Here is a 21,000-nt window from a genome sequence, read left to right as displayed (position 1 = left end):
CGTCAGTTGGACGAGGACGGGCCGGAACCCGAACCGCTCTCGTCGGTCTTCTCGCCCGGCAGCGCGGTGCTCGCCGACCCGTCGGTCCCGCCCGCGTCCGGGTCGAGGAACTTGCCGATCGCACCCTTGAGGAGGCGGATCTCGACGCCGGGGGCGATCTCGAGGCGCACCTCCTCCTCCTCGACCCGGGTGACCGTGCCGAAGATGCCGGAGGTGGTGATGAGCTCGACGCCCGGGCGGAGGTTCTTCTCCAGGTCCGCGGCGCGGCGCGCCTGCGCGCGGCGCGGTCCGAGGATCAGCAGGTAGAACGCCGCGAAGATGAGGAGGAAGGGCAGGATCAATTCCACGGGAACGCGAGGTCCTTCCGTCACATCGGGGCGGGAAACACTGGCCCGGCCGGAGCCGCGCCGAGTCTAATCCCGTGTTCTTTGCCGCCCCGTTAACGCCGACCCCGCGACGCTCCCGGCCTCACGTACGGCTCAGGGGTTGTTGTCGAACAGCACCGGCTGCGCCGCGCTGCCCACGACCCCGCCGACGCTCCCGAGCGCGGGATTTCCCGGCGGCGGAACGAGACCAAGATGTGACCAGGCGGCGGTCGTCGCGACCCGGCCCCGCGGCGTGCGGGCGAGCAGGCCGGCGCGGACCAGGAACGGCTCGGCGACCTCCTCGACGGTCTCGGTCTCCTCGCCCACGGCCACGGCGAGCGTCGACAGCCCGACCGGGCCACCGCCGAACCGGCGGACCAGGGCGTCCAGCACGGCGCGGTCGAGCCGGTCCAGCCCGGCCTCGTCGACGTCGTAGAGCGTCAGCGCGGCCGCGGCGACGTCGGCGGTGACGACGCCGTCGGCCCGGACCTGGGCGTAGTCCCGCACCCGGCGCAGCAGTCGGTTCGCGATGCGTGGGGTCCCCCGCGACCGCCCGGCGATCTCGGTGCCCCCGTCCCGGTCGAGCGGGACGTCGAGCAGCCCGGCGGACCGGCGCAGCACCTGCTCCAGCTCCGCCGGGGAATAGAAGTCCATGTGCGCGGTGAAGCCGAACCGGTCGCGGAGCGGCCCGGGCAGCAGACCCGCGCGCGTCGTCGCGCCGACGAGCGTGAACGGCGGGATCTCCAGCGGGATCGCGGTCGCGCCCGCGCCCTTGCCGACGACGACGTCGACGCGGAAGTCCTCCATCGCCATGTACAGCATTTCCTCGGCGGGGCGGGCCATCCGGTGGATCTCGTCGAGGAACAGGACCTCGCCCTCGCTGAGCGAGGACAGCAGGGCCGCCAGGTCGCCGGCGTGCTGGATGGCGGGGCCGCTGGTGACCCGCAGCGGCATGCCGAGCTCGGCGGCGACGATCATCGCCAGCGTCGTCTTGCCCAGCCCGGGCGGGCCGGAGAGCAGCAGGTGGTCCGGCGGGCGGTTGCGCAGCTTGGCGGCGTCGAGGACGAGCGAGAGCTGTTCGCGGACGCGCTGCTGGCCGACGAACTCCGCGAGCCGCTTCGGCCGCAGCGCCGCCTCGATCTCCTGCTCGTCGATCGCCGCCTCGGCGGCGACGAGGTTCTCGGCCCCGTCGAGGTCGTCACGGTTCTGACGCGCCATCAGGTGGCCCGGCCGAGCGTCTTGAGCGCCATTCGCAGCAGCACCGCGACCTGGGTCGAGGTGGTGTCGAGGCCGGTCTCCTCGGCCTCGGCCTGCACGACGTCGAGCGCCGACTCGGCCTCCCGCGCCGACCAGCCGAGGTTGAGCAGCGCACCGTGCACCTGCTCGCGCCAGCCGGACGCCGGCGGGCCGGCCTGCGCCGGCACGGACGCCGCAGCGCCGCGGGGCGGCCCGAGCCGGTCCTTGAGCTCCAGCACGATGCGCTGCGCGCCCTTGCGCCCGATGCCCGGCACCTTCGTCAGGGCGTTGAGGTCCTCGGTGGAGACCGCCCGGCGCAACGCGTCCGGGTCGTGGACGGCGAGCATCGCCTGGGCCAGGCGCGGCCCGACGCCACTGACCGACATCAGCTGCTCGAAGACGACCCGCTCGTCCTCGTCGGCGAAGCCGAACAGGGTCAGCGAGTCCTCCCGCACGATGAGCGCGGCCGGCAGGTGCGCGCGCTCCCCGAGCCGCAGGTTCGCCAGCGTGTTCGGTGTGCAGCTCAGTGAGAGCCCGATGCCCCCGACCTCGACCACGGCGGCGTCCGGGCCCAGGGCGGCGACCCGCCCGGCGACGAAGCTGATCATCTGGTTCCCCTCGGCAGTCGGGACACGGGCACCTTCGCAGCCGCCGCCGACAGGCGGGAATTGGCCGCGCCGCGCCACAGGTGGCAGATCGCGAGCGCGAGGGCGTCGGCCGCGTCGGCGGGCTTCGGAGCGGCGTCGAGGCGCAGCAGGCGGGTCACCATGACCCCGACCTGGTCCTTGTCCGCCCGGCCGCTGCCGGTGACCGCGGCCTTGACCTCGCTCGGGGTGTGCAGGGCGACGGGGATCCCGTGCCGGGCCGCGGCGACGATCGCCACCGCCCCGGCCTGGGCGGTCCCCATCACCGTCCGCACGTTGTGCTGGCTGAACACCCGCTCCACGGCCACCGCGTCCGGCTGGTGCGTGGTGAGCATGCGCTCCAGCTCGCGCTCGACCCCGAGCAGCCGGGCGCCGATGTCGTCGGTCGGCGGGGTGCGGACCACGACGACGTCGACGAGCGAAATGGGCCGGCCCGGCTGTCCGTCGACGACACCGATGCCGCACCGGGTCAGCCCCGGGTCGACCCCCAGTACGCGCACGTCCCTCCCGCCACCGAACACGCCACCGAACACACTGCCCGAACATACGTTCGGAACCAACGGTACGGGGCGGGCGCCCCGATTCCGGCGGCGACGCGCCGAGACCGGCGCGGTGGAAGCGTCAGGCGTCGATCAGCGCGAGGACGTCGTCGCTGACGTCGAAGTTCGCGTAGACGTTCTGGACGTCGTCGAGATCCTCGAGGGCCTCGATCAGGCGGAAGACCTTGCGGGCGCCGTCCTCGTCGAGCGGGATGGTCATGCTCGGGAGGAAGTTGGCGTCGGCGGAGTCGTAGTCGATCCCCGCCTCCTGGAGCGCGGTGCGGACCGCGACCATGTCCGTCGCCTCGCTGATCACCTCGAACGCCTCGCCGAGGTCGTTGACCTCCTCGGCGCCCGCGTCGAGGACCGCGCCGAGGACGTCATCCTCGGTCAACGAGCCCTTCGGCACGATCACGACGCCCTTGCGGGAGAACAGATAGGCCACCGACCCGGGGTCGCCCATCGACCCGCCGTTGCGGGTGACCGCGACGCGAACCTCGGAGGCGGCGCGATTGCGGTTGTCGGTGAGGCACTCGATCAGCACCGCGACGCCGTTCGGGCCGTAGCCCTCGTACATGATCGTCTGGTAGTCCGCGCCGCCGGCCTCGGCGCCGGAGCCGCGCTTGACCGCGCGGTCGATGTTGTCGTTGGGAACCGAGGACTTCTTCGCCTTCTGGATGGCGTCGTAGAGCGTCGGGTTGCCGGCGGGGTCACCGCCACCCGTGCGGGCCGCGACCTCGATGTTCTTGATCAGCTTGGCGAACATCTTTCCGCGGCGGGCGTCGATGACGGCCTTCTTGTGCTTGGTCGTCGCCCACTTGGAATGACCCGACATGTTGCGTCTCCCGGTTGGCTCAGCTGGTTCGCACCAGGTCGACGAAGTACCGGTGCACGCGGTCGTCCCCGGTCAGTTCCGGGTGGAAGGACGTGGCCATCAGCTCGCCCTGACGGACGGCGACGATCCTATCGGCGCGGGGTTCGCGGGCCAGGACCGTGACGTCCGGCCCGACCTCCTCGACCCAGGGCGCCCGGATGAACACGGCGCGGAACGGACGCTCCGGCTCGGGGAGCTCGGGGGCCTCGAGGTCGGACTCGAACGAGTCGACCTGGCGACCGAAGGCGTTGCGCCGGACGAGGACGTCCAGGCCGCCGATGGTCGGCTGACCCTCGATCCCGTCCGCCCCTCCCCCGTTGGTGAGCCGATCGGCGAGCAGGATCATCCCGGCGCACGAGCCGTAGACCGGCAGCCCGCCCTTGATCGCGGCCCGTAGCGGTTCGAGCAGATCGAAGGCGACCGCCAGCTTGACGATCGTCGTCGACTCCCCGCCGGGGAGGACCAGCCCGTCGACGGCGGCGAGCTCGGACTCCCGGCGCACGGGGACCGCCCGGGCGCCGAGGGAGTCCAGGATCCGGACGTGCTCGCGCACGTCACCCTGCAGAGCGAGGACCCCGATGCGGGGTCCGCCGGCCGGGTTCGGGCTCACCAGCCCCGCTCGGCGAGCCGGTGCGGCACGGGGATGTCGGCGACGCTGATGCCGACCATCGCCTCGCCGAGCCCGCGCGAGACCTTCGCGAGAACGTCCGGGTCGTCGTAGAAGGTCGTGGCCTTCACAATCGCCTCGGCCCGCTGGGCCGGGTTGCCGGACTTGAAGATGCCGGAGCCGACGAAGACGCCGTCCGCGCCGAGCTGCATCATCATCGCCGCGTCGGCCGGGGTCGCGATGCCGCCGGCGGTGAACAGGACGACGGGCAGGCGGCCGGCCTCGGCCACCTCGCGGACCAGCTCGTACGGCGCCTGGAGCTCCTTGGCGGCCACGTACAGCTCGTCGGGGCGCAGGGAGCTCAGGCGGCGGATCTCCGCGGTGATCGTGCGCATGTGGGTGACGGCGTTGGAGACGTCCCCGGTGCCGGCCTCGCCCTTGGAGCGGATCATCGCCGCGCCCTCGGTGATGCGGCGCAGCGCCTCGCCCAGGTTGGTCGCCCCGCACACGAACGGCACGGTGAACTGCCACTTGTCGATGTGGTGGGCGTAGTCGGCCGGGGTGAGGACCTCGGACTCGTCGATGTAGTCGACGCCGAGGCTCTGCACGACCTGGGCCTCGACGAAGTGCCCGATGCGGGTCTTGGCCATCACGGGGATGGAGACCGCGGCGATGATCCCGTCGATCATGTCGGGGTCGGACATGCGCGCCACGCCGCCCTGGGCCCGGATGTCGGCGGGCACGCGCTCCAGCGCCATGACCGCGACCGCGCCGGCGTCCTCGGCGATCTTGGCCTGCTCCGGCGTGACGACGTCCATGATCACGCCGCCCTTGAGCATCTCGGCCATGCCGCGCTTCACGCGCGCGGTGCCGTGCACAGGAGTGGTCGGGGGGTTCTCGGGGCTGGACAACGCGGGTCCTTCGTGTCGCGGTGGGGCTTGCTCCCTGATCGGCTGATCGGCGTCATTCTAGGCGCGCTGATCAGGCCCGACGTCCGCGCGGCGGGCAGGGCCGCCGTGACGGGCAACGCTTTCGGTTAGCGTGGGTCTGGCCACCTTGTCCAGGAGCGGCAAAAATGCGTTCGCGAAATGCTGAACGCCCTGCGGCGGCGCTCCCGGCCACGGTTACCGTCGATCTTCGGGAGTCCGCTCGGGTCCCGGTCCGTCCGACGAGAGGTTCCTGCCCCGGTGTTCGCGTCCGAGCGCAGCTTTCGCCCGGACATCGAGGGGCTCCGGGCTGTCGCCGTCCTCCTGGTCCTCTGCTACCACGCGGATCTGCTGTGGATGACGGGCGGCTTCGTCGGCGTCGACGTGTTCTTCGTCATCTCGGGCTTCCTGATCACCCGCCTGCTCTTCGAGTCCCAGCGCAAGCACGGGCGGGTGCAGCTGGTCGAGTTCTACGTACGCCGGATGAAGCGGCTGCTGCCGGCGGCCGCGCTGGTGACGCTGTCGGTGCTGGTGGCGGCCCGGCTGTGGAGCAACTCGCTGCACGCCGAGGACATCTCCACGGACGCGATCTTCAGCGCGCTGTACGTCATGAACTTCCACCTCGCCGCCGAGGGCGAGGACTACCTGCGCTCCGACAACGCGGCGTCCCCGCTGACGCACTACTGGTCGCTGTCGATCGAGGAGCAGTTCTACATCGGGCTCCCGCTGCTCGTGCTCGCCCTCGTGCTGGTGAACCGGGCGTACCGCCGCGTGGCGCTGATCGGCGCGTTGTGCCTGGTGGTGGCGGTCTCGCTGCTGCGCTCGATCACGATGACGCCGGACAACGCCGTCGACGCCTACTACTCGCTGAGCACCCGGGCCTGGGAGTTCGGGATCGGCGGCCTGATCGCCCTCTTCGCCCCGGCCATGCTCAAGGTGCCACGGACGGCCGCGGTCGCGGGTTCCTGGGCCGGCCTGGCGATGATCGCCGCCGCCGGGTTCCTGTTCGACGACCGCACGGAGTTCCCGGGCAGCGCGGCGCTGCTGCCGGTGCTCGGCGCGGCCCTGGTCATCGCCGGCGGCGCGCGTCAGCACGCCGCGGGCGCCGAGGCCCTGCTCGGGACCCCGCCCGCGCAGTGGGTCGGCATGCTCTCGTACTCGCTGTACCTGTGGCACTGGCCGGTGCTGGTCTTCCTGCCGCTGGCCATCGACAAGCCGCTGACCACGCAGTGGACGCTGGTGGCAATCGTCATCGCCGTTGCCCTGTCGGTGGTCTCGTTCGTGCTGGTCGAACGGCCGATCCGCCAACTCTCGCTGCGCAAGCCGATCTGGCTCGCGCCGGGGCTCGGTCTGTCGGCGGCCACCGCCCTCGCCGCGGTCGTGTTCGCCGCGACGTTGCCCGCGCTGAACGGCTCCGGTGAGCCCGCCGAGGCCGCCCCGGTGACGGCGTCCGCCGGGAAGTCCCAGGCGACGACCGTGACCGCGGCCCTGGAAGCCGGGCTTGGCGTCCAGCAGGTGCCGAGCAACCTCACACCCCGCCTGGAGAAGGCCGAGGCCGACAACGACTACGCCAACGGCTGCCACCTCGACTTCCGCACCGTGGCGCACCCGGCGAACTGCTCGTTCGGCAAGACCGACGCCCCGGCCGCGCGCACGATGGTGCTGCTCGGCGACTCCCATGCCGCCCAGTGGTTCGCACCGCTGAACGACCTGGCCACCGCCCGCGGGTGGAAGCTGCTGCAGCGCACGAAGTCCGCCTGCCCGGTCGCCGCGGTCACCCCGCACTCCGACGTGCTCCGCCGCGCGTACACCGAGTGCCCGACCTGGCGGAAGGAACGCGTCGAGGAGATCGTCAAGCTCGGCCCGGCGCTCGTGGTCGTCGGCCAGGCGGACCTCAACGTCGGCGTCAAGGAGAACGACGCCGAGTGGGCCAAGGCCACCGTGGAGACGCTGACCGCGCTGCGGGCCAGCGGTGCGCTCGTCGTCGTCCTCGGGGACAACCCGACCGCCCCGCACGACCCGGTGGAATGCGTCGCGGACAACCTCAAGGACGTCCGCCGCTGCGTGTACACCCGCGACGCCGGGTACAAGGCGACCGCGACGCGGGCGAGCACGCTCGCCTCCGCCCTGCGGACCTCCGGGTTCGACCTGCTGCCGACCACCGACTGGATCTGCGCCCGCGAGAAGTGCCCGGCGATCGTCGGCAACATGCTCGTCTACCGGGACGACAACCACATCACCAAGACGTTCTCGAAGTGGCTGGCGCCGTTGCTGGAGCCGATCGTCGTCTACGCGGAGGCACGCAGCCCGGTCGCGGCCCCCGCGCCGACGCCGACACCCGCCCCGGCGACGCCCACGCCCGCGCCGGGCACGCCGGTACCCACCCCGGCCCCCGAGACCCCGGCTCCCCCGCCCCCGGCCGACCCGACGCCGACCCCGGCACCTCCGCCGCCGCCGCCGCCGACGCCGACCCCGGTCCCGACGATCGAGTCCGACGTCCCGGCGGGCGGATCCGCGGACTGACCGCAGCGCCCGGGGCTCCGCGGGTCAGAGCACGCGCGCGAGGCACTCCGGCGGGGCGTCGTCACACTCGAACGTCAACGGCGGCGGCGCGTGGCCGGCCAGGCGCAGGTACCGGACGTGGCGCTTACTCCGCAGCGCCCGGGCCGCGGCGACGGCGTCGTTGTGGAACCGCCGCGCCATCCCGACCCGGCGGGCGGCGGCCTCGAGCTCGTCGACGAGCTGGCGGCCGTCGGCGGTGCTGGTGAGCTCCTCGAACTGCTGCGGCTGGTCGAGGGCCGCCCGCAGGGCGCGCGAGAGGTCGCTCTCGGCCGGGGGCCGGTCCTCGCCCTCGGCCTGCCGGGCGGCGTGGGCGGCGTCGGCGATGAGCAGCGCGGAGGCGGGGTCGAGCAGGCCGGAGGTGGCCAGTTCCATCGCGACCGCCGACCGGCGGACGAGCTGGGCGTCGAGGGCGGCGCGGGAGGCGTCCCCGCGGGCGTGCAGGCGGTCGAGCCGGCCCGCGGTCCAGCTCAGGTAGACCCCGGCCAGGACGAGGGCCAGGACGAACCACAGGACGTCGGGGTGCACGGCTCCCCCGCGTCAGCTGGTGGAGAGCCCGACCAGGCGCGCGAGGCGCTGGGTCCGGGTGTCCTCGACGACGCCGGTCGTCCCCGCGGTGACCGTCTCGTAGACGGCGACGACGTCCGCCGCGACCTGGGCCCAGTCGTAGCGCGCCACGGTGCGGGAGGCCTCGCCGGCGATCACGGCCCGGCGCGCGGGGTCGTCGAGGAGGTCGGCCAGCGTCGCGGCCAGGGCGTCGGCGTCCCCGACCGGGAACAGCGCGCCGCAGGTGCCGTCCTCCAGGACCCGGCGGAAGGCGTCGATGTCGCTGGCGACGACCGGCGTCCCGGCCGACATCGCCTCGGTGAGGATGATGCCGAAGCTCTCGCCGCCGGTGTTCGGAGCGACGTAGAGGTCCACCGAGCGCAGCATGCGCTCCTTCGCGGGCTCGTCGACCAGGCCGAGCATCGTGACCCGCTCGCGGACCGCCGGGGACATCGCCGCGAGCGCCGCGTCGGCGTCGCCGGGGCCGGCGACCAGCAGCCGCAGACCGGGCCGGGAGACCACCAACTGTTCCATCGCCGCCACGAGGATGTCGAAGCCCTTGCGCGGCTCGTCGAAGCGGCCGAGGAAGCCGATCGCGCCGCCCTCGCCCGGCCAGCCGGGCATCGGCTCGGCGCGGGCGAAGCGGGCGAGGGCCACGCCGTTGGGAATCAGCACGGGGTCGCCGCCGAGGTGCTCGACGAGGGTCTGCCGGGCCGGCTCGGAGACGGCGATGCGGGCCGAGATCTTCTCCAGCGTCGGCTGGAGCACGCCGTGGGCGGCGGCCATCGCGCGGGAGCGGCCGTTGCTCATGTGGAAGGTCGCCACGATCGGGCCGCTCGCGCCCCAGCAGGCCAGCGCGGAGATGCTCGGCACGGCCGGCTCGTGGACGTGCAGGACGTCGAACCCGCCGTCGCGGACCCAGCGCCGGACCCGCGCCTTGGTGACCGGGCCGAACGCCACCCGGGCGATGGAGCCGTTGTAGGGCACCGGGATCGCCCGGCCGGTCGGGACGAGATACGGCGGGAGGTCCGAGGGCTCCCCCGGTTCGGGGATGTCGGCAGGGGCGAGTACCGACACCTCGTGACCCAGCCCGAGCAGGGCCTCGGCGAGGTCGCGGACGTGCGCCTGCACCCCGCCCGGGACCTCCCAGGCGTAGGGGCAGACCAGGCCGACGCGCATCAGGCGGGCCTCTCCCGGCCGGAGGCGGCGTGCTGGCGGCGCGGAGTCGCCGCGTGATGACGCAGCCTCAGATCGTCGACCCACAGGCGTTGCAGCATGTGCCAGTCGGCGGGGTGGGCGCGGATCGCGGCCTCGAAGACACCCGCGAGCGACTGGGTCATCGCGGCGACGCGCTCCGGCCGGCGGCCGTGCGTGGGCTGGTGGATCTTGGGGTGGATCCGCAGGTGCATGACCTTGCCGTCGTACCACTGGGTCACGGGGACCAGGCCCGCGCCGGTGCTGACCGAGAGCGCCGCCGGGCCGCCGGGCATCCGCGCGGTGTGGCCGAAGAACTCGACCTCGATGCCCGATTCGGTCAGGTCGCGGTCCGCGACCAGCGCGACGAGCTTGCCGTCCCGCAGTCGGCGGGCGAGGGTCGCGAACGCCTCGACGCCGGAGTTCTTGTCGAGCGGGAGGACCTCCATGCCGAGGTTCTGCCGGTAGGCGACGAAGGCGTCGTAGAGCTGAGGCGGATTCAGCCGCTCGGCGACCGTGGTGAACGGCATGCCCGCACCGACGACCCAGGCGCCGGCGTGGTCCCAGTTCGCGCAGTGCGGGAGGGCGAGCACGACCCCGACGCCGAGGTCCAGCTCCGCACGCAGGCTTTCCTCGCCCTCGACCCGGATGCGGCGCAGGACCTCGTCGGCGTCCCACGACGGCATGCGGAAGACCTCGGACCAGTAGCGCAGGTACGAGCGCATCGCGTCCCGGGACAGCTCACGCACGGCCGGTGTCTCCGGCGCGACGCCGAGCACGCGGGCCAGGTTGCGCTCCAGCTGCACCACGCCGCGGCCGCGGCGCCGCCACGCGACGTCGGCCGCACGACGGAAGCCCGCACGGACCACCGGCTCGGGCAGGTGGCGCACGACCCGCCATCCCGTCAGGTAGGCCGCGGCGCCGACACGTTGCGCCAGCCCGGTCACGCGGGGCCCGGGTCGGTCGCCAGCGGGGCCGAGGCGTTCGCCGCCCCGGCCAGGGCCTGCTTGCGGACCATCAGCATGCGCTGGAACAACGTGATCGTGCTGGCGACGGCGAGGATGATCAGCGCCGCCCGCTGGACGCCCGGCACGCCGACGCCCTGGAAGCCGGTGGCGACGAGGATCAGCACGAGCCGGTCCGAGCGCTCGGCGATGCCGACGTTCGCCGTCATCCCGAGGCCCTCGGCCCGGGCCTTGGCGTAGGAGACAACCGATCCGGCGGCCAGGTTGTACAGGCACAGCGCGCAGAGCAGGTCGTTGTCCCCGCCACCGGCGAACCACATCGCCAGGCCGCCGAAGACCGCGGCGTCGCCGAACCGGTCGAGCGTCGAGTCCAGGTACGCGCCCCAGGTGGACGAACGGTCGGTCATCCGGGCCATGAGCCCGTCGAGAATGTCCGAGAAGACGAAGGCGGTGATCACCATCGTCCCCCAGAAGAACTCTCCCCGGGGGAACAGGAGGAGGGCACCGGCCATCACGCCGAGCGTACCGACGATGGTCACCACGTCGGGGCTCACGCCGAGGCGCACCAGACCGCGCGCGATCGGCGTGAAAATTCGGCCGAACAACGCTCGCGCGTACTTGTTGAGCATCGTTCTCCCGGTCCTCCGCTGCCGCAGGCAATGCTAGTCAGCGGACCCCGGGCCGCCCCGCGGGCCACGCGGACCGCCCGGAAATCCCACGGGTCCCCCTTGTCCCGCCGCCGGACTCGGAGGAAGCTGCCAGGACGCACGGGCGCGTGATCCGGACCGGAAACTGCCCCGAGAGCGACTTGCGGAAGGACTGCGCGCCCCCTGGGTCACGAGGAGGTGGCGCATGGCCGACAAGTCCAACACTCCGAACGCCGGCAGGGCACCGGAGGCCGACCAGCCGGGACGCATCCGCAACGTGGTGCTGGTCGGCCACACGGGAGCCGGCAAGACGACGCTCGTGGAATCCCTGCTCCTGGCAACTGGCAATCTGACCCGGCTCGGCCGGGTCGAGGACGGCACCACCGTCAGCGACTTCGACGAGGCCGAGATCCGGCAGCAGCGCTCGGTCAACCTCTCGCTCGAACCGATCGTGGTCTCCGAACCCGACGGGCCCATCAAGGTCAACCTGCTCGACACCCCCGGGTACGCCGACTACGTCGGCGACCTGCGTGCGGGTCTCCGGGCGGCCGACGCGGCCCTGTTCATCATCTCCGCGGCCGAGGACATCGACGGCACCACGAAGATGCTCTGGGACGAGTGCGCCGCCGTGGGCATGCCGCGGGCGGTGGTCGTCACCAAGCTCGACAACGGGCGCACGGACTTCGACGGCGTCATCGCCATGTGCCAGGACGCGTTCGGCGACAACGTCCTGCCGGCGTACCTGCCGCAGCTCGGCGCCGACGGCGTCCAGACCGGTCTCGTCGGCCTGCTCTCGCAGTGCGTCTACGACTACTCCTCGGGGTCGCGGAGTGAGTCGAAGGCGTCCGAGGAGCTTCGGATGGAGATCGAGGACGCCCGCAACACGTTCATCGAGGGGATCATCGCCGAGAGCGAGGACGAGACCCTGATGGACCGTTACCTCGGCGGCGAGGAGATCGACCTCAAGGTGTTCATCGACGACCTCGAGACCGCGGTCGCGCGCGGTTCCTTCTACCCGGTGCTGCCGGTGAACCCGATGAACGGCGTCGGGATGACCGAGCTGCTCGAGATCATGACCCAGGCGTTCCCGTCCCCGCTCGAGCACCCCGTGCCCGCGGTGACCACGATCGACGGGCAGCCCGGCCCGGCGCTCACCTGCGATCCGGACGGGCCGCTGGTGGCGGAGGTCGTGAAGACGACGTCGGACCCCTACGTCGGAAAGATCTCGCTGGTGCGCATCTTCTCCGGCACGATCCACGCCGACCAGACCGTCCACGTGTCGGGGCACTTCCTGGCCGACCGTGGCCACGACGACCACGACATCGACGAGAAGATCGGCGCCCTCACGTGCCCGCTGGGCAAGACCCAGCGCGCGATCCAGTCCGCGGTGGCCGGCGACGTCGTCGCGGTCGCGAAGCTGACGAAGGCCGAGACCGGCGACACCCTCTCCAGCAAGGACGCGCCGCTGCTGATGCAGCCGTGGACCATGCCGGAGCCGCTGCTGCCCGTCGCGGTCGTCGCGAAGTCGAAGGCCGACGAGGACAAGCTCTCCCAGGGCCTGAACCGGTTGCTGGCCGAGGACCCGACGTTGCGGCTGGAGCACAACACCGACACCCACCAGCTCGTCCTGTGGTGCATGGGCGAGGCGCACCTCGACGTTCTGATGGACCGTCTGACGAACCGCTACGGCGTCGCCGTCGACAGCGTCCCGCTGAAGGTGTCGCTGCGAGAGACCTTCGCGTCCACCGGCGAGGGCCACGGCCGGCACGTCAAGCAGTCCGGCGGCCACGGCCAGTACGCGGTCTGCGACATCACCGTGGAGCCGCTGCCCTCGGGCTCGGGGTTCGAGTTCGTCGACAAGGTCGTCGGCGGCGCGGTCCCCCGGCAGTTCATCCCGTCGGTGGAGAAGGGTGTGCGCACCCAGATGGAGCGCGGCGTCATCGCCGGATACCCCGTGCAGGACATCCGCGTGACGCTGCACGACGGCAAGGCCCACAGCGTCGACTCCTCCGACATGGCGTTCCAGACCGCGGGCGCGCTCGCGCTCAAGGACGCCGCGGAGAAGGCGCAGGTGACCCTGCTCGAGCCGGTGGACGAGGTCGCCGTTCTCGTCGCGGACGACTACGTCGGCGCGATCATGGGCGACTTCTCGACCCGCCGGGGCCGCGTCCTCGGCTCCGAGCCGGTCGGGTCCAGCGGGCGGACGAAGATCCTGGCCGAGGTGCCGCAGATCGAGATCTGCCGCTACGCCATCGACCTCCGCTCCCTCTCCCACGGCACCGGCACGTTCAGCCGCAAGTACGTCCGGCACGAACCGATGCCCAGCCACATCGCGGAGAAGGTCCGCGCCGCGGAGTAGCACCCGCTTCGGCACCGACGTCAAGAAAGGGTGACACCCCTTACTGCGCAGTAGGGGGTGTCACCCTTTCTTGTTACTGCGCAGTAGGGGGTGTCACCCTTTTTCGACATGGAGGGCGTCAGCGCGGGGCGGGGACTCGCGGGGCGGGGGCGCGGAGGCCGGCGACGGTGCGGAGGGCGGCGAGCTCGGCGGGGACGGCGGCGGCGAGCTGCTCCGGGTTCGGGACGACGATCGGGTCGACGCTGAAGCCGACGTGCATCCGACCGGCGTAGCTGGAGCAGCCGATCGCGAGCGGCTGGTTCGGGCCGAGCGGGGCGAGGGGGTAGACCTCGACGATCGGGACGCCGCCGAGGCGCAGGGGGCGCGGGACCGGCACGGTGGTGATCAGCATGTCGAAGAGCTTGGACGCGGCCTGGGCGACCGTCGGGCCGCCGAGCCGGACGGCGGCGGGCGGGAGCAGATTCGTCAGACCGGCCAGAGCACCGGCGCCGCCCTCAGGACCGACCGCGCGGTGCCGGCACATCTCCTCGGAGACGGCGCGGATGCGCTCCACCGGATCGTCGACGTGGACGGGCAGTTCGAGCAGGAAGGCCGAGAACGAGTTGCCCGATCCGCTGCCGGGCTCGCGCTCGCGGGCGACGGGGACGAGGGCGCGCAGGCGCAGGTCGTCGGGTCGGTAGTGGTGGTTCTGCAGCCAGGTCCGCAGCGCGCCGGCGACGACGCCGATCCCGATGTCGTTGACGCTCCCCCGTGCGACCGCGCGCAGGCCTCGCAGGTCCTCGAGCGCCACGGAGGTGGTCGCGAACGCGCGCGCCGGGGAGACGACGGTGTCGAACGGGAAGCCCGGGCCGGCGGTCGTCATGTGGGTGATCACGCCGGTCGCGGTCGAGAGCGCCCGGGCGGCGGTGCGGGCCAGCGCGGGCGGGTCGGCGAGCCCGGCCAGGGGACCGAGCAGGCGCCGGGGGTCCAGACCGGGCCGCGGCGACGTGCCCGGGCCGGGCGCGGGGGCCGGGACGTGGTCCGGCGAGCCGCCGTCGGAGAGCGCGTAGGCCAGCCCGCCGGTCCCGAGGCCGTCGAGGAACGCATGGTGGACCTTGAACAGCAGCCCGGCGCGTCCCCCGGCGAGGCCGTCGAGGAGGTGGATCTCCCACAGCGGGCGGTTGCGGTCCAGCTGCGTGGCCATCGTGCGCGCGACCCAGGCGTTGAGTTCCGCGGGCTCGCCCGTCCCCACCGCGTGGTGCAGCCGGACGTGGTGCTCGACGCGGAACTCCGGGTCCTCGACCCAGCTGGCGCCGACCACCGGGAACAGCTCCGAGCGCAGCCGGCGGCGCAGGCGCGGGATGATCTCGGCCCGCTCCCGCAGCAGCGCAAGGAGGGCGGCCGAATCGGCGTCGGCGGCGTCCAGCACGGCGACGGCGCCGATGGTCATCGGCGTCGCGGGCGACTCCAGGCTCAGGAACGAGATGTCGAGCGGACTCAGTGTCCAGGCGGCCACGGCGGCTTTCCCCCTTCCGTCGTCGTCGGCGTCAGCCTAGGACCGCGCCGTGACGGCGCCGTAACGGCCGCATGAACGTCGGCCGGATCTCACCCGGACGGGTCAGACGCCCCAGGACGTGGTGTCGTCGGTCGGCCAGGCCTCGGTGAGCACAGTCCGCGTCTCGCCGAGGAGCTGCGGCAGCACCTTGGTGTGCCCGACGACCGGCATGAAGTTCGTGTCGCCGCCCCAGCGCGGGACCACGTGCTGGTGGAGATGCGCCGCGATGCCCGCGCCCGCCACCGTGCCGAGGTTCATGCCGACGTTGAAGCCGTGCGCCCCCGTGGCCGTCCGCAGCGCGACCAGGGCCTGCCGCGTCAGCTCGGCGACCTCGGCGGACTCCTCGGCGGTCAGGTCCGCGTAATCCGCCACGTGCCGGACCGGGACGACCATCAGGTGGCCCGGGTTGTACGGGTACAGGTTGAGGACGACGTACGCCGACTTCCCCCGCCGCAGGATCAGGCCCTCGGCGTCCCCGAGGGTCGGAATCCGGCAGAACGGGCAACCCGCGGACTCGGTGCCGTCCGCCCGGTTCTCGCCCTTGATGTAGGCCATCCGGTGCGGGGTCCACAGGCGCGCGAACGAGTCGTCGATGCCGACGCCGTCCTGTTCCTCCGGCGCTGGCCCGCACTGTTCCTGACCCCCCATCAGACCTGAATACGGTCGCGGACCGCGGCGACGATCTCGGCGACCGCGTCGGCCACCGGGACGGTGTTCTTCTGCTCGCCGTTGCGGTAGCGGAACGAGACCGCACCCGCCTCGACGTCCTCGTCGCCGGCCAGGAGCATGAACGGGATCTTCTGCTTCTGCGCGTTGCGGATCTTCTTCTGCATCCGGTCGTCGGCCTCGTCGACCTCGGCGCGGATCCCCTGGGCCCGCAGCTGCGCGACGACCTCGCGCAGGTGCGGGACGTGCGCGTCACCGATCGGGATGCCGACGACCTGGACCGGCGCGAGCCAGGGGGGGAACGCGCCCGCGTAGTGCTCGACGAGGACGCCGAAGAAGCGCTCGATCGAACCGAACAGCGCGCGGTGGATCATCACCGGACGCTGGCGGGTGCCGTCGCCGGCCTGGAACTCGAGCTCGAACCGCTCGGGCAGGTTGAAGTCGAGCTGGATGGTGGACATCTGCCAGGTGCGGCCGATCGCGTCCTTGGCCTGGACGGAGATCTTCGGGCCGTAGAACGCCGCGCCGCCCGGGTCCATCACGAGTTCGAGACCCTCGGAGAGCGCGACCTCGCGCAGGACCTCGGTCGCCTCCTCCCAGTCCTCGTCGGTGCCGACGAACTTCACCGGGTCCTTGGTCGAGAGCTCGAGGTAGAAGTCGTCGAGGCCGTAGTCGCGCAGGAGGTCGAGCACGAAGCGCAGGGTCAGGATCAGCTCGTCCCGCATCTGCTCGCGGGTGCAGTAGATGTGCGCGTCGTCCTGGGTGAAGCCACGCGCGCGGGTCAGGCCGTGCACGACGCCGGACTTCTCGTTCCGGTACACGGTGCCGAACTCGAACAGCCGCAGCGGCAGCTCGCGGTACGAGCGCCCGCGGCTGCGGAAGATCAGGTTGTGGAACGGGCAGTTCATCGGTTTGAGGTAGTAGTCCGCGCCGTCCATCTCCATCGGCGCGAACATGCCCTCGGCGTACCAGTCGAGGTGCCCCGAGACCTCGAACAGATGCCCCTTGGTGATGTGCGGGGTGTTGACGAACTCGTAGCCCGCCTCGACGTGCCGCTGCCGCGAGTAGTCCTCCATCACGCGGCGGATCACGCCGCCCTTCGGATGGAAGACCGCGAGGCCTGAGCCCACCTCGTCCGGGAACGAGAACAGGTCGAGCTCGGCGCCGAGCTTGCGGTGGTCGCGCTTGGCGGCCTCCTCGAGCCGGGTCTGGTAGTCCTTCAGCGCCTCGCGGGTGTCCCACGCGGTGCCGTAGACGCGTTGCAGCTGCGGGTTCTTCTCACTCCCCCGCCAGTACGCGGCGGCGCTGCGCATCAGCTTGAACGCCGGGATGTGCCCGGTGGTCGGGACGTGCGGACCCCGGCAGAGGTCCTTCCACGCCAGCGAGCCGTCCTTGCGGTGGTTGTCGTAGATGGTGAGCTGGCCGGCGCCGACCTCGACGTTCGCGCCCTCGGCCGCCTCGCCGCCGCTGCCCTTGAGGCCGATCAGCTCCAGCTTGTACGGCTCGTTGGCCAGCTCCGCGCGCGCGTCGTCGTCGGAAACCTCGCGTCGACCGAAGGTCTGACGCTCCTTCACCAACTCCTGCATGCGCTTCTCGAGGCGCTTGAGGTCCTCCGGGGTGAAGGGGTTCTTGACGTCGAAGTCGTAGTAGAACCCATTCTCGATCGGCGGACCGATGCCGAGCTTCGCCTCGGGGAACAGCTCCTGGACCGCCTGGGCGAGGACGTGCGCGCACGAGTGCCGGACGATCGCGAGACCCTCCGGGGAGTCGTTGCGGATCTCCTCGACCTCGTCCCCGGCGTCGACGACGTGGGTGAGGTCCCGCGCGACGCCGTTCACCTTCGCCGCGATGACCGCCCGGTCCTCGGCGAACAGGTCGGCGGCCGTCGTCCCGGCCGGCACCGATCGCTGCGCTCCGGCAACGGTGATGCTGACCTCGGACACGGGAACTCCTGACCTGTTGATGAGTACGGATCTCAATGCGCCCACGACGGCCGCGGGCGGCCACCGATGCTATCCAGCGGGGACCGTCACGGCCGAGGCAGTTTCACCACGCCCACGAAGAAGTCGTCGATCTGCCGGACGACGCGGATGAACTGCTCGAAGTCGACCGGTTTGGTCACGTACGCGTTCGCGTGGAGCCGGTAGCTCGAGAGGATGTCCTCGTTCGCGCCCGAGGTGGTGAGGACGACCACCGGGATGTGCGCGAGTTTCTCGTCGGCCTTGATCTCGGCGAGGACCTCCCGCCCGTCCTTCTTCGGCAGGTTGAGGTCGAGCAGGATCAGGTCGGGGTACGGGGCGTCGGCGTACTTGCCCTCCCGGCGGAGGAAGGCCAGGGCCTCCACGCCGTCGGTGACCACGTTGAGGTTGTTCTTCACCTTGTTGTCGGCGAAGGCCTCGCGGGTCATCAGCACGTCACCGGGATCGTCCTCGACGAGCAGGACCTCGATCAGGTCGGCCACCATCACTCACACCTCTCCGTTGGCGGCTGCGATCGCAGCCGCCGTGCTGACGGGCGCCGGCTCCACCGGCAGGGTCCAGTGCACGACGCTGCCCGGGGCACCGTTGCGCTCGGTGTCCAGCCAGATCCGCCCACCGTGGTACTCGACGATCTTCTTGCACAAGGACAGGCCGATGCCGGTCCCGGTGTACTGATCCTTGCTGTGCAGCCGCTGGAAGATCACGAAGATCCGATCGGCGTACTGGGGGTCGATCCCGATCCCGTTGTCCTCGCACCGGAAGTGCCAGAACTCCCCCTCGGGCTCGGCGCTGACCCGGATCCGGGCCGGCCGCTCGGGCGAGCGGAACTTGATCGCGTTGCCGATCAGGTTCTGGAACACCTGGGTCAGCAGCGCCTCGTCGCCGGGGACGGTCGGCAGGTCTCCGATCTCGATCTCGGCGCCGGCCTCCTCGCGGGTCTGGTCGAGGGCGTCCGCCGCGCGCCGAGCGACCTCGGCGGTGTCGACCGGGACCATGGCGTCGGTGAACCGCCCGACACGGGAGAAGGCGAGCAGGTCGTTGATCAGCTGCTGCATGCGCTTCGCGCCGTCGACCGCGAACTCGATGTACTGGTCGGCGCGTTCGTCGAGCTGCCCCTGGTACCGCCTTTGCAGCATCTGACAGAAACTCGCCACCTTGCGCAGCGGCTCCTGCAGGTCGTGCGAAGCGACGTAGGCGAACTGCTCGAGCTCCTCGTTCGAGCGCCGGAGGTCGTCGGTCTGCAGCGAGAGCACCTCGGCCTGGGCGCGGACCTCGTCCTCCGCGCGGCGCGCCTCGGCGAGGGCCTCGGCGAGTTGGCGCCGCATGTCCTCGACGTCGGTCCCGAGCCGACGGATCTCCGCCGGACCGCTGACGCTGACCGGCCGGCCGAACTCGCCGCGAGCCACCACGCGGGTCTCGGCCCCGAGACGGTCGAGCGGGGTGAGCACGAGCCGGCGCAGCGCGAGCCACACGGCGAACCCGGCGAGCACTGCCGCCCCCAGGGCCAGCAGGCCGAAGACCCGCAGCCGGTTCATCTCGTCGGTCACGCGGTCGCGGGCGAGGGCACGCTCGGCGCTGAGCGAGGCGTTCAGCGCGTCGAACTGCCCGCGGATGTCGTCGAAGCGCGCCTGTCCGACGTCCTCGTCGGGACGCTGCCCGGGACGGTCGCTCCGGACGGCGGTGACCGCCGGATCCGCGTACTCGGTCCGCCACCGGTCGCCCGCCTGCTGAATCGCGTCGAGCGCGGCGATCACCTGCGGCCGGTCGCCGAGCAGGCGACGGATCTCGGCGTCGTCCGTGGCGGCCGTCCGTCGGCCTTCGGCGTACGGCCGCAGCGCGGAGTTCTCGCCCGAGAGCACGAACCCGCGGATCCCGGTCTCCTGGTCCAGGTACGCCGCCGCGAGGGACTCGGCGCTGATGCGAGCGGGTGAAATCTCGTCGACCAGGGTGTCGACGTCGTCGTCCACCCGGGTCAGCTCCCCGGCGACGACCGCCGCGCCGGCGAGGAGCAGCAGGAGCAGGGACAGCAGGACGATCCGGAGCCCGGCCCGCAGCGTGCGCGGCCGGAGCCGGCGGGGGATCACGGAGCCCCCTGGGGCGCGCCGTCGTCCGCGCACTCCGACAGCACGAGCACGGCCAGGTCGTCGGCGAGCGCTCCCCGGTTCAACTCGCGGACGCGGTCGAGCAGGGCGGTGAGCCACTCGGCGGGCGGGCGCTCCCCCGCGCGGGCGTCGGCGAGGAGCGTCTTCAGGCCCTCGACGCCGAGGCGTTCGCCGTCGGAGCCGGTCAGGCCCTCGATGAGACCGTCGGTGAAGAGCATCAGCCGCCAGCCGGGGTCGAGCGCGAGATCGCCGGGCGTCCAGTGCTCGCCCTCGAGGACGCCGAGCGGTGCCCCGACGGGGAGCTCGACGGGCGCGCCGCCGAGCGGGACCGGCGCCGGATGGCCGGCGAGGTAGACCCGGGCGCTACGCCGGTCGGGGGTGATGCACACCATGCAGGCGGTCGCGAAGACCTCCTCGGCGGACCGCTCGTGGATCAGCACCTCGGCGGTCAGCGGGAGGATCCGGTCCTCGTCGGTGCCGGCCAGGACCAACGTCCGCCACGCGACGCGCAGGCAGACCCCGAGCGCGGCCTCGTCCGGGCCGTGGCCGCTGACGTCGCCGATCATCGCGAACAGGGAGCCGTCCTCGCACTGGACGATGTCGTAGAAGTCGCCGCCGAGCAGGGCCCGGTCGCGGCCGGGCCGGTAGCTCTGGAGGACCTCGACGGAGCCGTCGTGCAGCAGCGGCGTCGGGAGCAGGCCGCGCTCCAGTCGGGTGTTCTCTGCGGCGCGGGCCTCCGCCTGCGCGAGCTCGCGGGCGGTGTCCTGCGCGGCGCGCCGCTCGATCGCGTACCGGACCGCCCGCCCGAGCAGCTCGGGGTCGACCTGGCTCTTGTTGAGGTAGTCCTGCGCGCCCCGGGAGACGGCCTCGCTGCCCTTGGCCGAGTCGGAGAAGCCGGTCAGCACGATCACGGCCGCCCGCGGGGCGGCGGCGAGCACGCGCTCGAGGCCGTCGAAGCCGGACGCGTCGGGCAGCACCAGGTCGAGCAGCACGCAGCGGGTGTCCGGGGAGAGGACGTCGACGGCCTCGCCGATCGAGCGCACCCAGTGCACGGAGAGGTCGGGCTCGACCTCGTCGAGCATGTCCCGGACCAGCGTCGCGTCGCCCGGATCGTCCTCGACCAACACCAGTTGCATCTTCGGGTCGAAGGCCGGCGCGGCGGTCGGCGGAGTCAGCGCCGCGTCCACGTCATCTCCCGAGCCCTTCGATCCAGACAGCGGTCAACGACCGGAGCCCGGGGCGGTCCTGGTGACCGTCG

General features: G+C 72.1%; 19 protein-coding genes. 2 read left to right on the top strand and 17 right to left on the bottom strand.

Going from position 1 to position 21,000, the window contains the following annotated elements:
• Nucleotides 1–2: 2 nt before the first annotated feature.
• The 7 genes from yajC to pdxS form a co-directional block, all read right to left on the bottom strand.
• Nucleotides 3–347: a preprotein translocase subunit YajC gene (gene yajC, locus SPOPO_RS30805; RefSeq protein ID WP_019876931.1), complete on the bottom strand. Its 345-nt coding sequence runs from the start codon at nt 345–347 to the stop codon at nt 3–5.
• A 132-nt stretch (nt 348–479) separates the two neighbouring features.
• Complete coding sequence (ruvB, locus tag SPOPO_RS0120550) at nt 480–1,583, bottom strand: Holliday junction branch migration DNA helicase RuvB (RefSeq protein ID WP_019876930.1); 1,104 nt, start codon at nt 1,581–1,583, stop codon at nt 480–482.
• Complete coding sequence (gene ruvA / locus SPOPO_RS0120545) at nt 1,583–2,209, bottom strand: Holliday junction branch migration protein RuvA (RefSeq protein ID WP_019876929.1); 627 nt, start codon at nt 2,207–2,209, stop codon at nt 1,583–1,585. Before ruvA ends, ruvB begins: the two co-directional genes overlap by 1 nt.
• Nucleotides 2,206–2,745 carry a crossover junction endodeoxyribonuclease RuvC gene (ruvC, locus tag SPOPO_RS0120540; protein WP_019876928.1) on the bottom strand — a complete coding sequence of 180 codons (540 nt, stop codon included), beginning with the start codon at nt 2,743–2,745 and terminating at the stop codon, nt 2,206–2,208. The genes ruvA and ruvC overlap by 4 nt, the downstream gene beginning before the upstream one ends.
• Before the next feature lie 121 nt (nt 2,746–2,866).
• The gene (locus SPOPO_RS0120535) at nt 2,867–3,619 is read right to left on the bottom strand and encodes a YebC/PmpR family DNA-binding transcriptional regulator (protein ID WP_019876927.1); all 753 of its coding nucleotides are present in this window, start codon (nt 3,617–3,619) and stop codon (nt 2,867–2,869) included.
• A gap of 19 nt (nt 3,620–3,638) precedes the next feature.
• Entirely contained in the window at nt 3,639–4,268 is a 630-nt protein-coding gene (pdxT, locus tag SPOPO_RS0120530; RefSeq protein WP_019876926.1) for a pyridoxal 5'-phosphate synthase glutaminase subunit PdxT, read from the bottom strand.
• Nucleotides 4,265–5,176, bottom strand: coding sequence for a pyridoxal 5'-phosphate synthase lyase subunit PdxS (pdxS, locus tag SPOPO_RS0120525; protein WP_033385128.1), 912 nt, complete (start codon nt 5,174–5,176; stop codon nt 4,265–4,267). The genes pdxT and pdxS overlap by 4 nt, the downstream gene beginning before the upstream one ends.
• 276 nt (nt 5,177–5,452) lie before the next feature.
• Between pdxS and SPOPO_RS30800 the strand changes: the two genes are divergently transcribed.
• A complete protein-coding gene (locus SPOPO_RS30800) occupies nt 5,453–7,714 on the top strand; it encodes an acyltransferase family protein (RefSeq protein ID WP_019876924.1) in 2,262 nt (753 codons plus the stop codon).
• 24 nt (nt 7,715–7,738) lie between these two features.
• On the opposite strand, the gene SPOPO_RS0120515 is transcribed toward SPOPO_RS30800, so the two are convergent.
• Genes SPOPO_RS0120515 through pgsA form a run of 4 tightly spaced genes read right to left on the bottom strand, consistent with a single transcriptional unit; the run spans nt 7,739 to nt 11,084 of the window.
• Nucleotides 7,739–8,278 (bottom strand): LemA family protein, encoded by a 540-nt coding sequence (locus SPOPO_RS0120515; protein ID WP_019876922.1) that lies wholly within the window; start codon nt 8,276–8,278, stop codon nt 7,739–7,741.
• Between the two features lie 12 nt (nt 8,279–8,290).
• The gene (locus SPOPO_RS0120510) at nt 8,291–9,475 is read right to left on the bottom strand and encodes a glycosyltransferase family 4 protein (protein ID WP_019876921.1); all 1,185 of its coding nucleotides are present in this window, start codon (nt 9,473–9,475) and stop codon (nt 8,291–8,293) included.
• Complete coding sequence (locus SPOPO_RS0120505; protein ID WP_019876920.1) at nt 9,475–10,437, bottom strand: phosphatidylinositol mannoside acyltransferase; 963 nt, start codon at nt 10,435–10,437, stop codon at nt 9,475–9,477. The genes SPOPO_RS0120510 and SPOPO_RS0120505 overlap by 1 nt, the downstream gene beginning before the upstream one ends.
• The gene (gene pgsA, locus SPOPO_RS0120500) at nt 10,434–11,084 is read right to left on the bottom strand and encodes a phosphatidylinositol phosphate synthase (RefSeq protein ID WP_019876919.1); all 651 of its coding nucleotides are present in this window, start codon (nt 11,082–11,084) and stop codon (nt 10,434–10,436) included. The genes SPOPO_RS0120505 and pgsA overlap by 4 nt, the downstream gene beginning before the upstream one ends.
• A 223-nt stretch (nt 11,085–11,307) precedes the next feature.
• On the opposite strand from pgsA, the gene SPOPO_RS0120495 reads away from it, so the two are divergent.
• Nucleotides 11,308–13,461, top strand: a complete 2,154-nt coding sequence (locus SPOPO_RS0120495; RefSeq protein WP_019876918.1) for an elongation factor G-like protein EF-G2 — start codon at nt 11,308–11,310, stop codon at nt 13,459–13,461.
• Between the two features lie 118 nt (nt 13,462–13,579).
• Here SPOPO_RS0120495 and SPOPO_RS30795 read toward each other — a convergent pair whose 3' ends face one another.
• The 6 genes from SPOPO_RS30795 to SPOPO_RS30785 all read right to left on the bottom strand — a co-directional run bounded on the left by SPOPO_RS30795 (nt 13,580) and on the right by SPOPO_RS30785 (nt 20,929).
• Nucleotides 13,580–14,956: a wax ester/triacylglycerol synthase family O-acyltransferase gene (locus SPOPO_RS30795; protein WP_019876917.1), complete on the bottom strand. Its 1,377-nt coding sequence runs from the start codon at nt 14,954–14,956 to the stop codon at nt 13,580–13,582.
• A 102-nt stretch (nt 14,957–15,058) separates the two neighbouring features.
• Nucleotides 15,059–15,643 (bottom strand): HIT family protein, encoded by a 585-nt coding sequence (locus SPOPO_RS0120485; protein ID WP_019876916.1) that lies wholly within the window; start codon nt 15,641–15,643, stop codon nt 15,059–15,061.
• On the bottom strand, nt 15,643–17,604 hold the full coding sequence (thrS, locus tag SPOPO_RS0120480; protein ID WP_019876914.1) for a threonine--tRNA ligase: 1,962 nt from the start codon (nt 17,602–17,604) through the stop codon (nt 15,643–15,645). Before thrS ends, SPOPO_RS0120485 begins: the two co-directional genes overlap by 1 nt.
• Nucleotides 17,605–17,690: 86 nt before the next feature.
• A complete protein-coding gene (locus SPOPO_RS0120475) occupies nt 17,691–18,125 on the bottom strand; it encodes a response regulator (protein WP_028984963.1) in 435 nt (144 codons plus the stop codon).
• A gap of 3 nt (nt 18,126–18,128) precedes the next feature.
• Nucleotides 18,129–19,724 (bottom strand): sensor histidine kinase, encoded by a 1,596-nt coding sequence (locus SPOPO_RS30790; protein ID WP_019876912.1) that lies wholly within the window; start codon nt 19,722–19,724, stop codon nt 18,129–18,131.
• A complete protein-coding gene (locus SPOPO_RS30785) occupies nt 19,721–20,929 on the bottom strand; it encodes a PP2C family protein-serine/threonine phosphatase (RefSeq protein WP_019876911.1) in 1,209 nt (402 codons plus the stop codon). Before SPOPO_RS30785 ends, SPOPO_RS30790 begins: the two co-directional genes overlap by 4 nt.
• Nucleotides 20,930–21,000: the final 71 nt, after the last annotated feature.

It is taken from the genome of Sporichthya polymorpha DSM 43042 (genome assembly GCF_000384115.1).
GTDB classification, from domain to species: domain Bacteria; phylum Actinomycetota; class Actinomycetes; order Sporichthyales; family Sporichthyaceae; genus Sporichthya; species Sporichthya polymorpha.
Note: the sequence above shows the minus strand (reverse complement) of the source record. Positions and strands in the feature narration are given on the sequence as shown.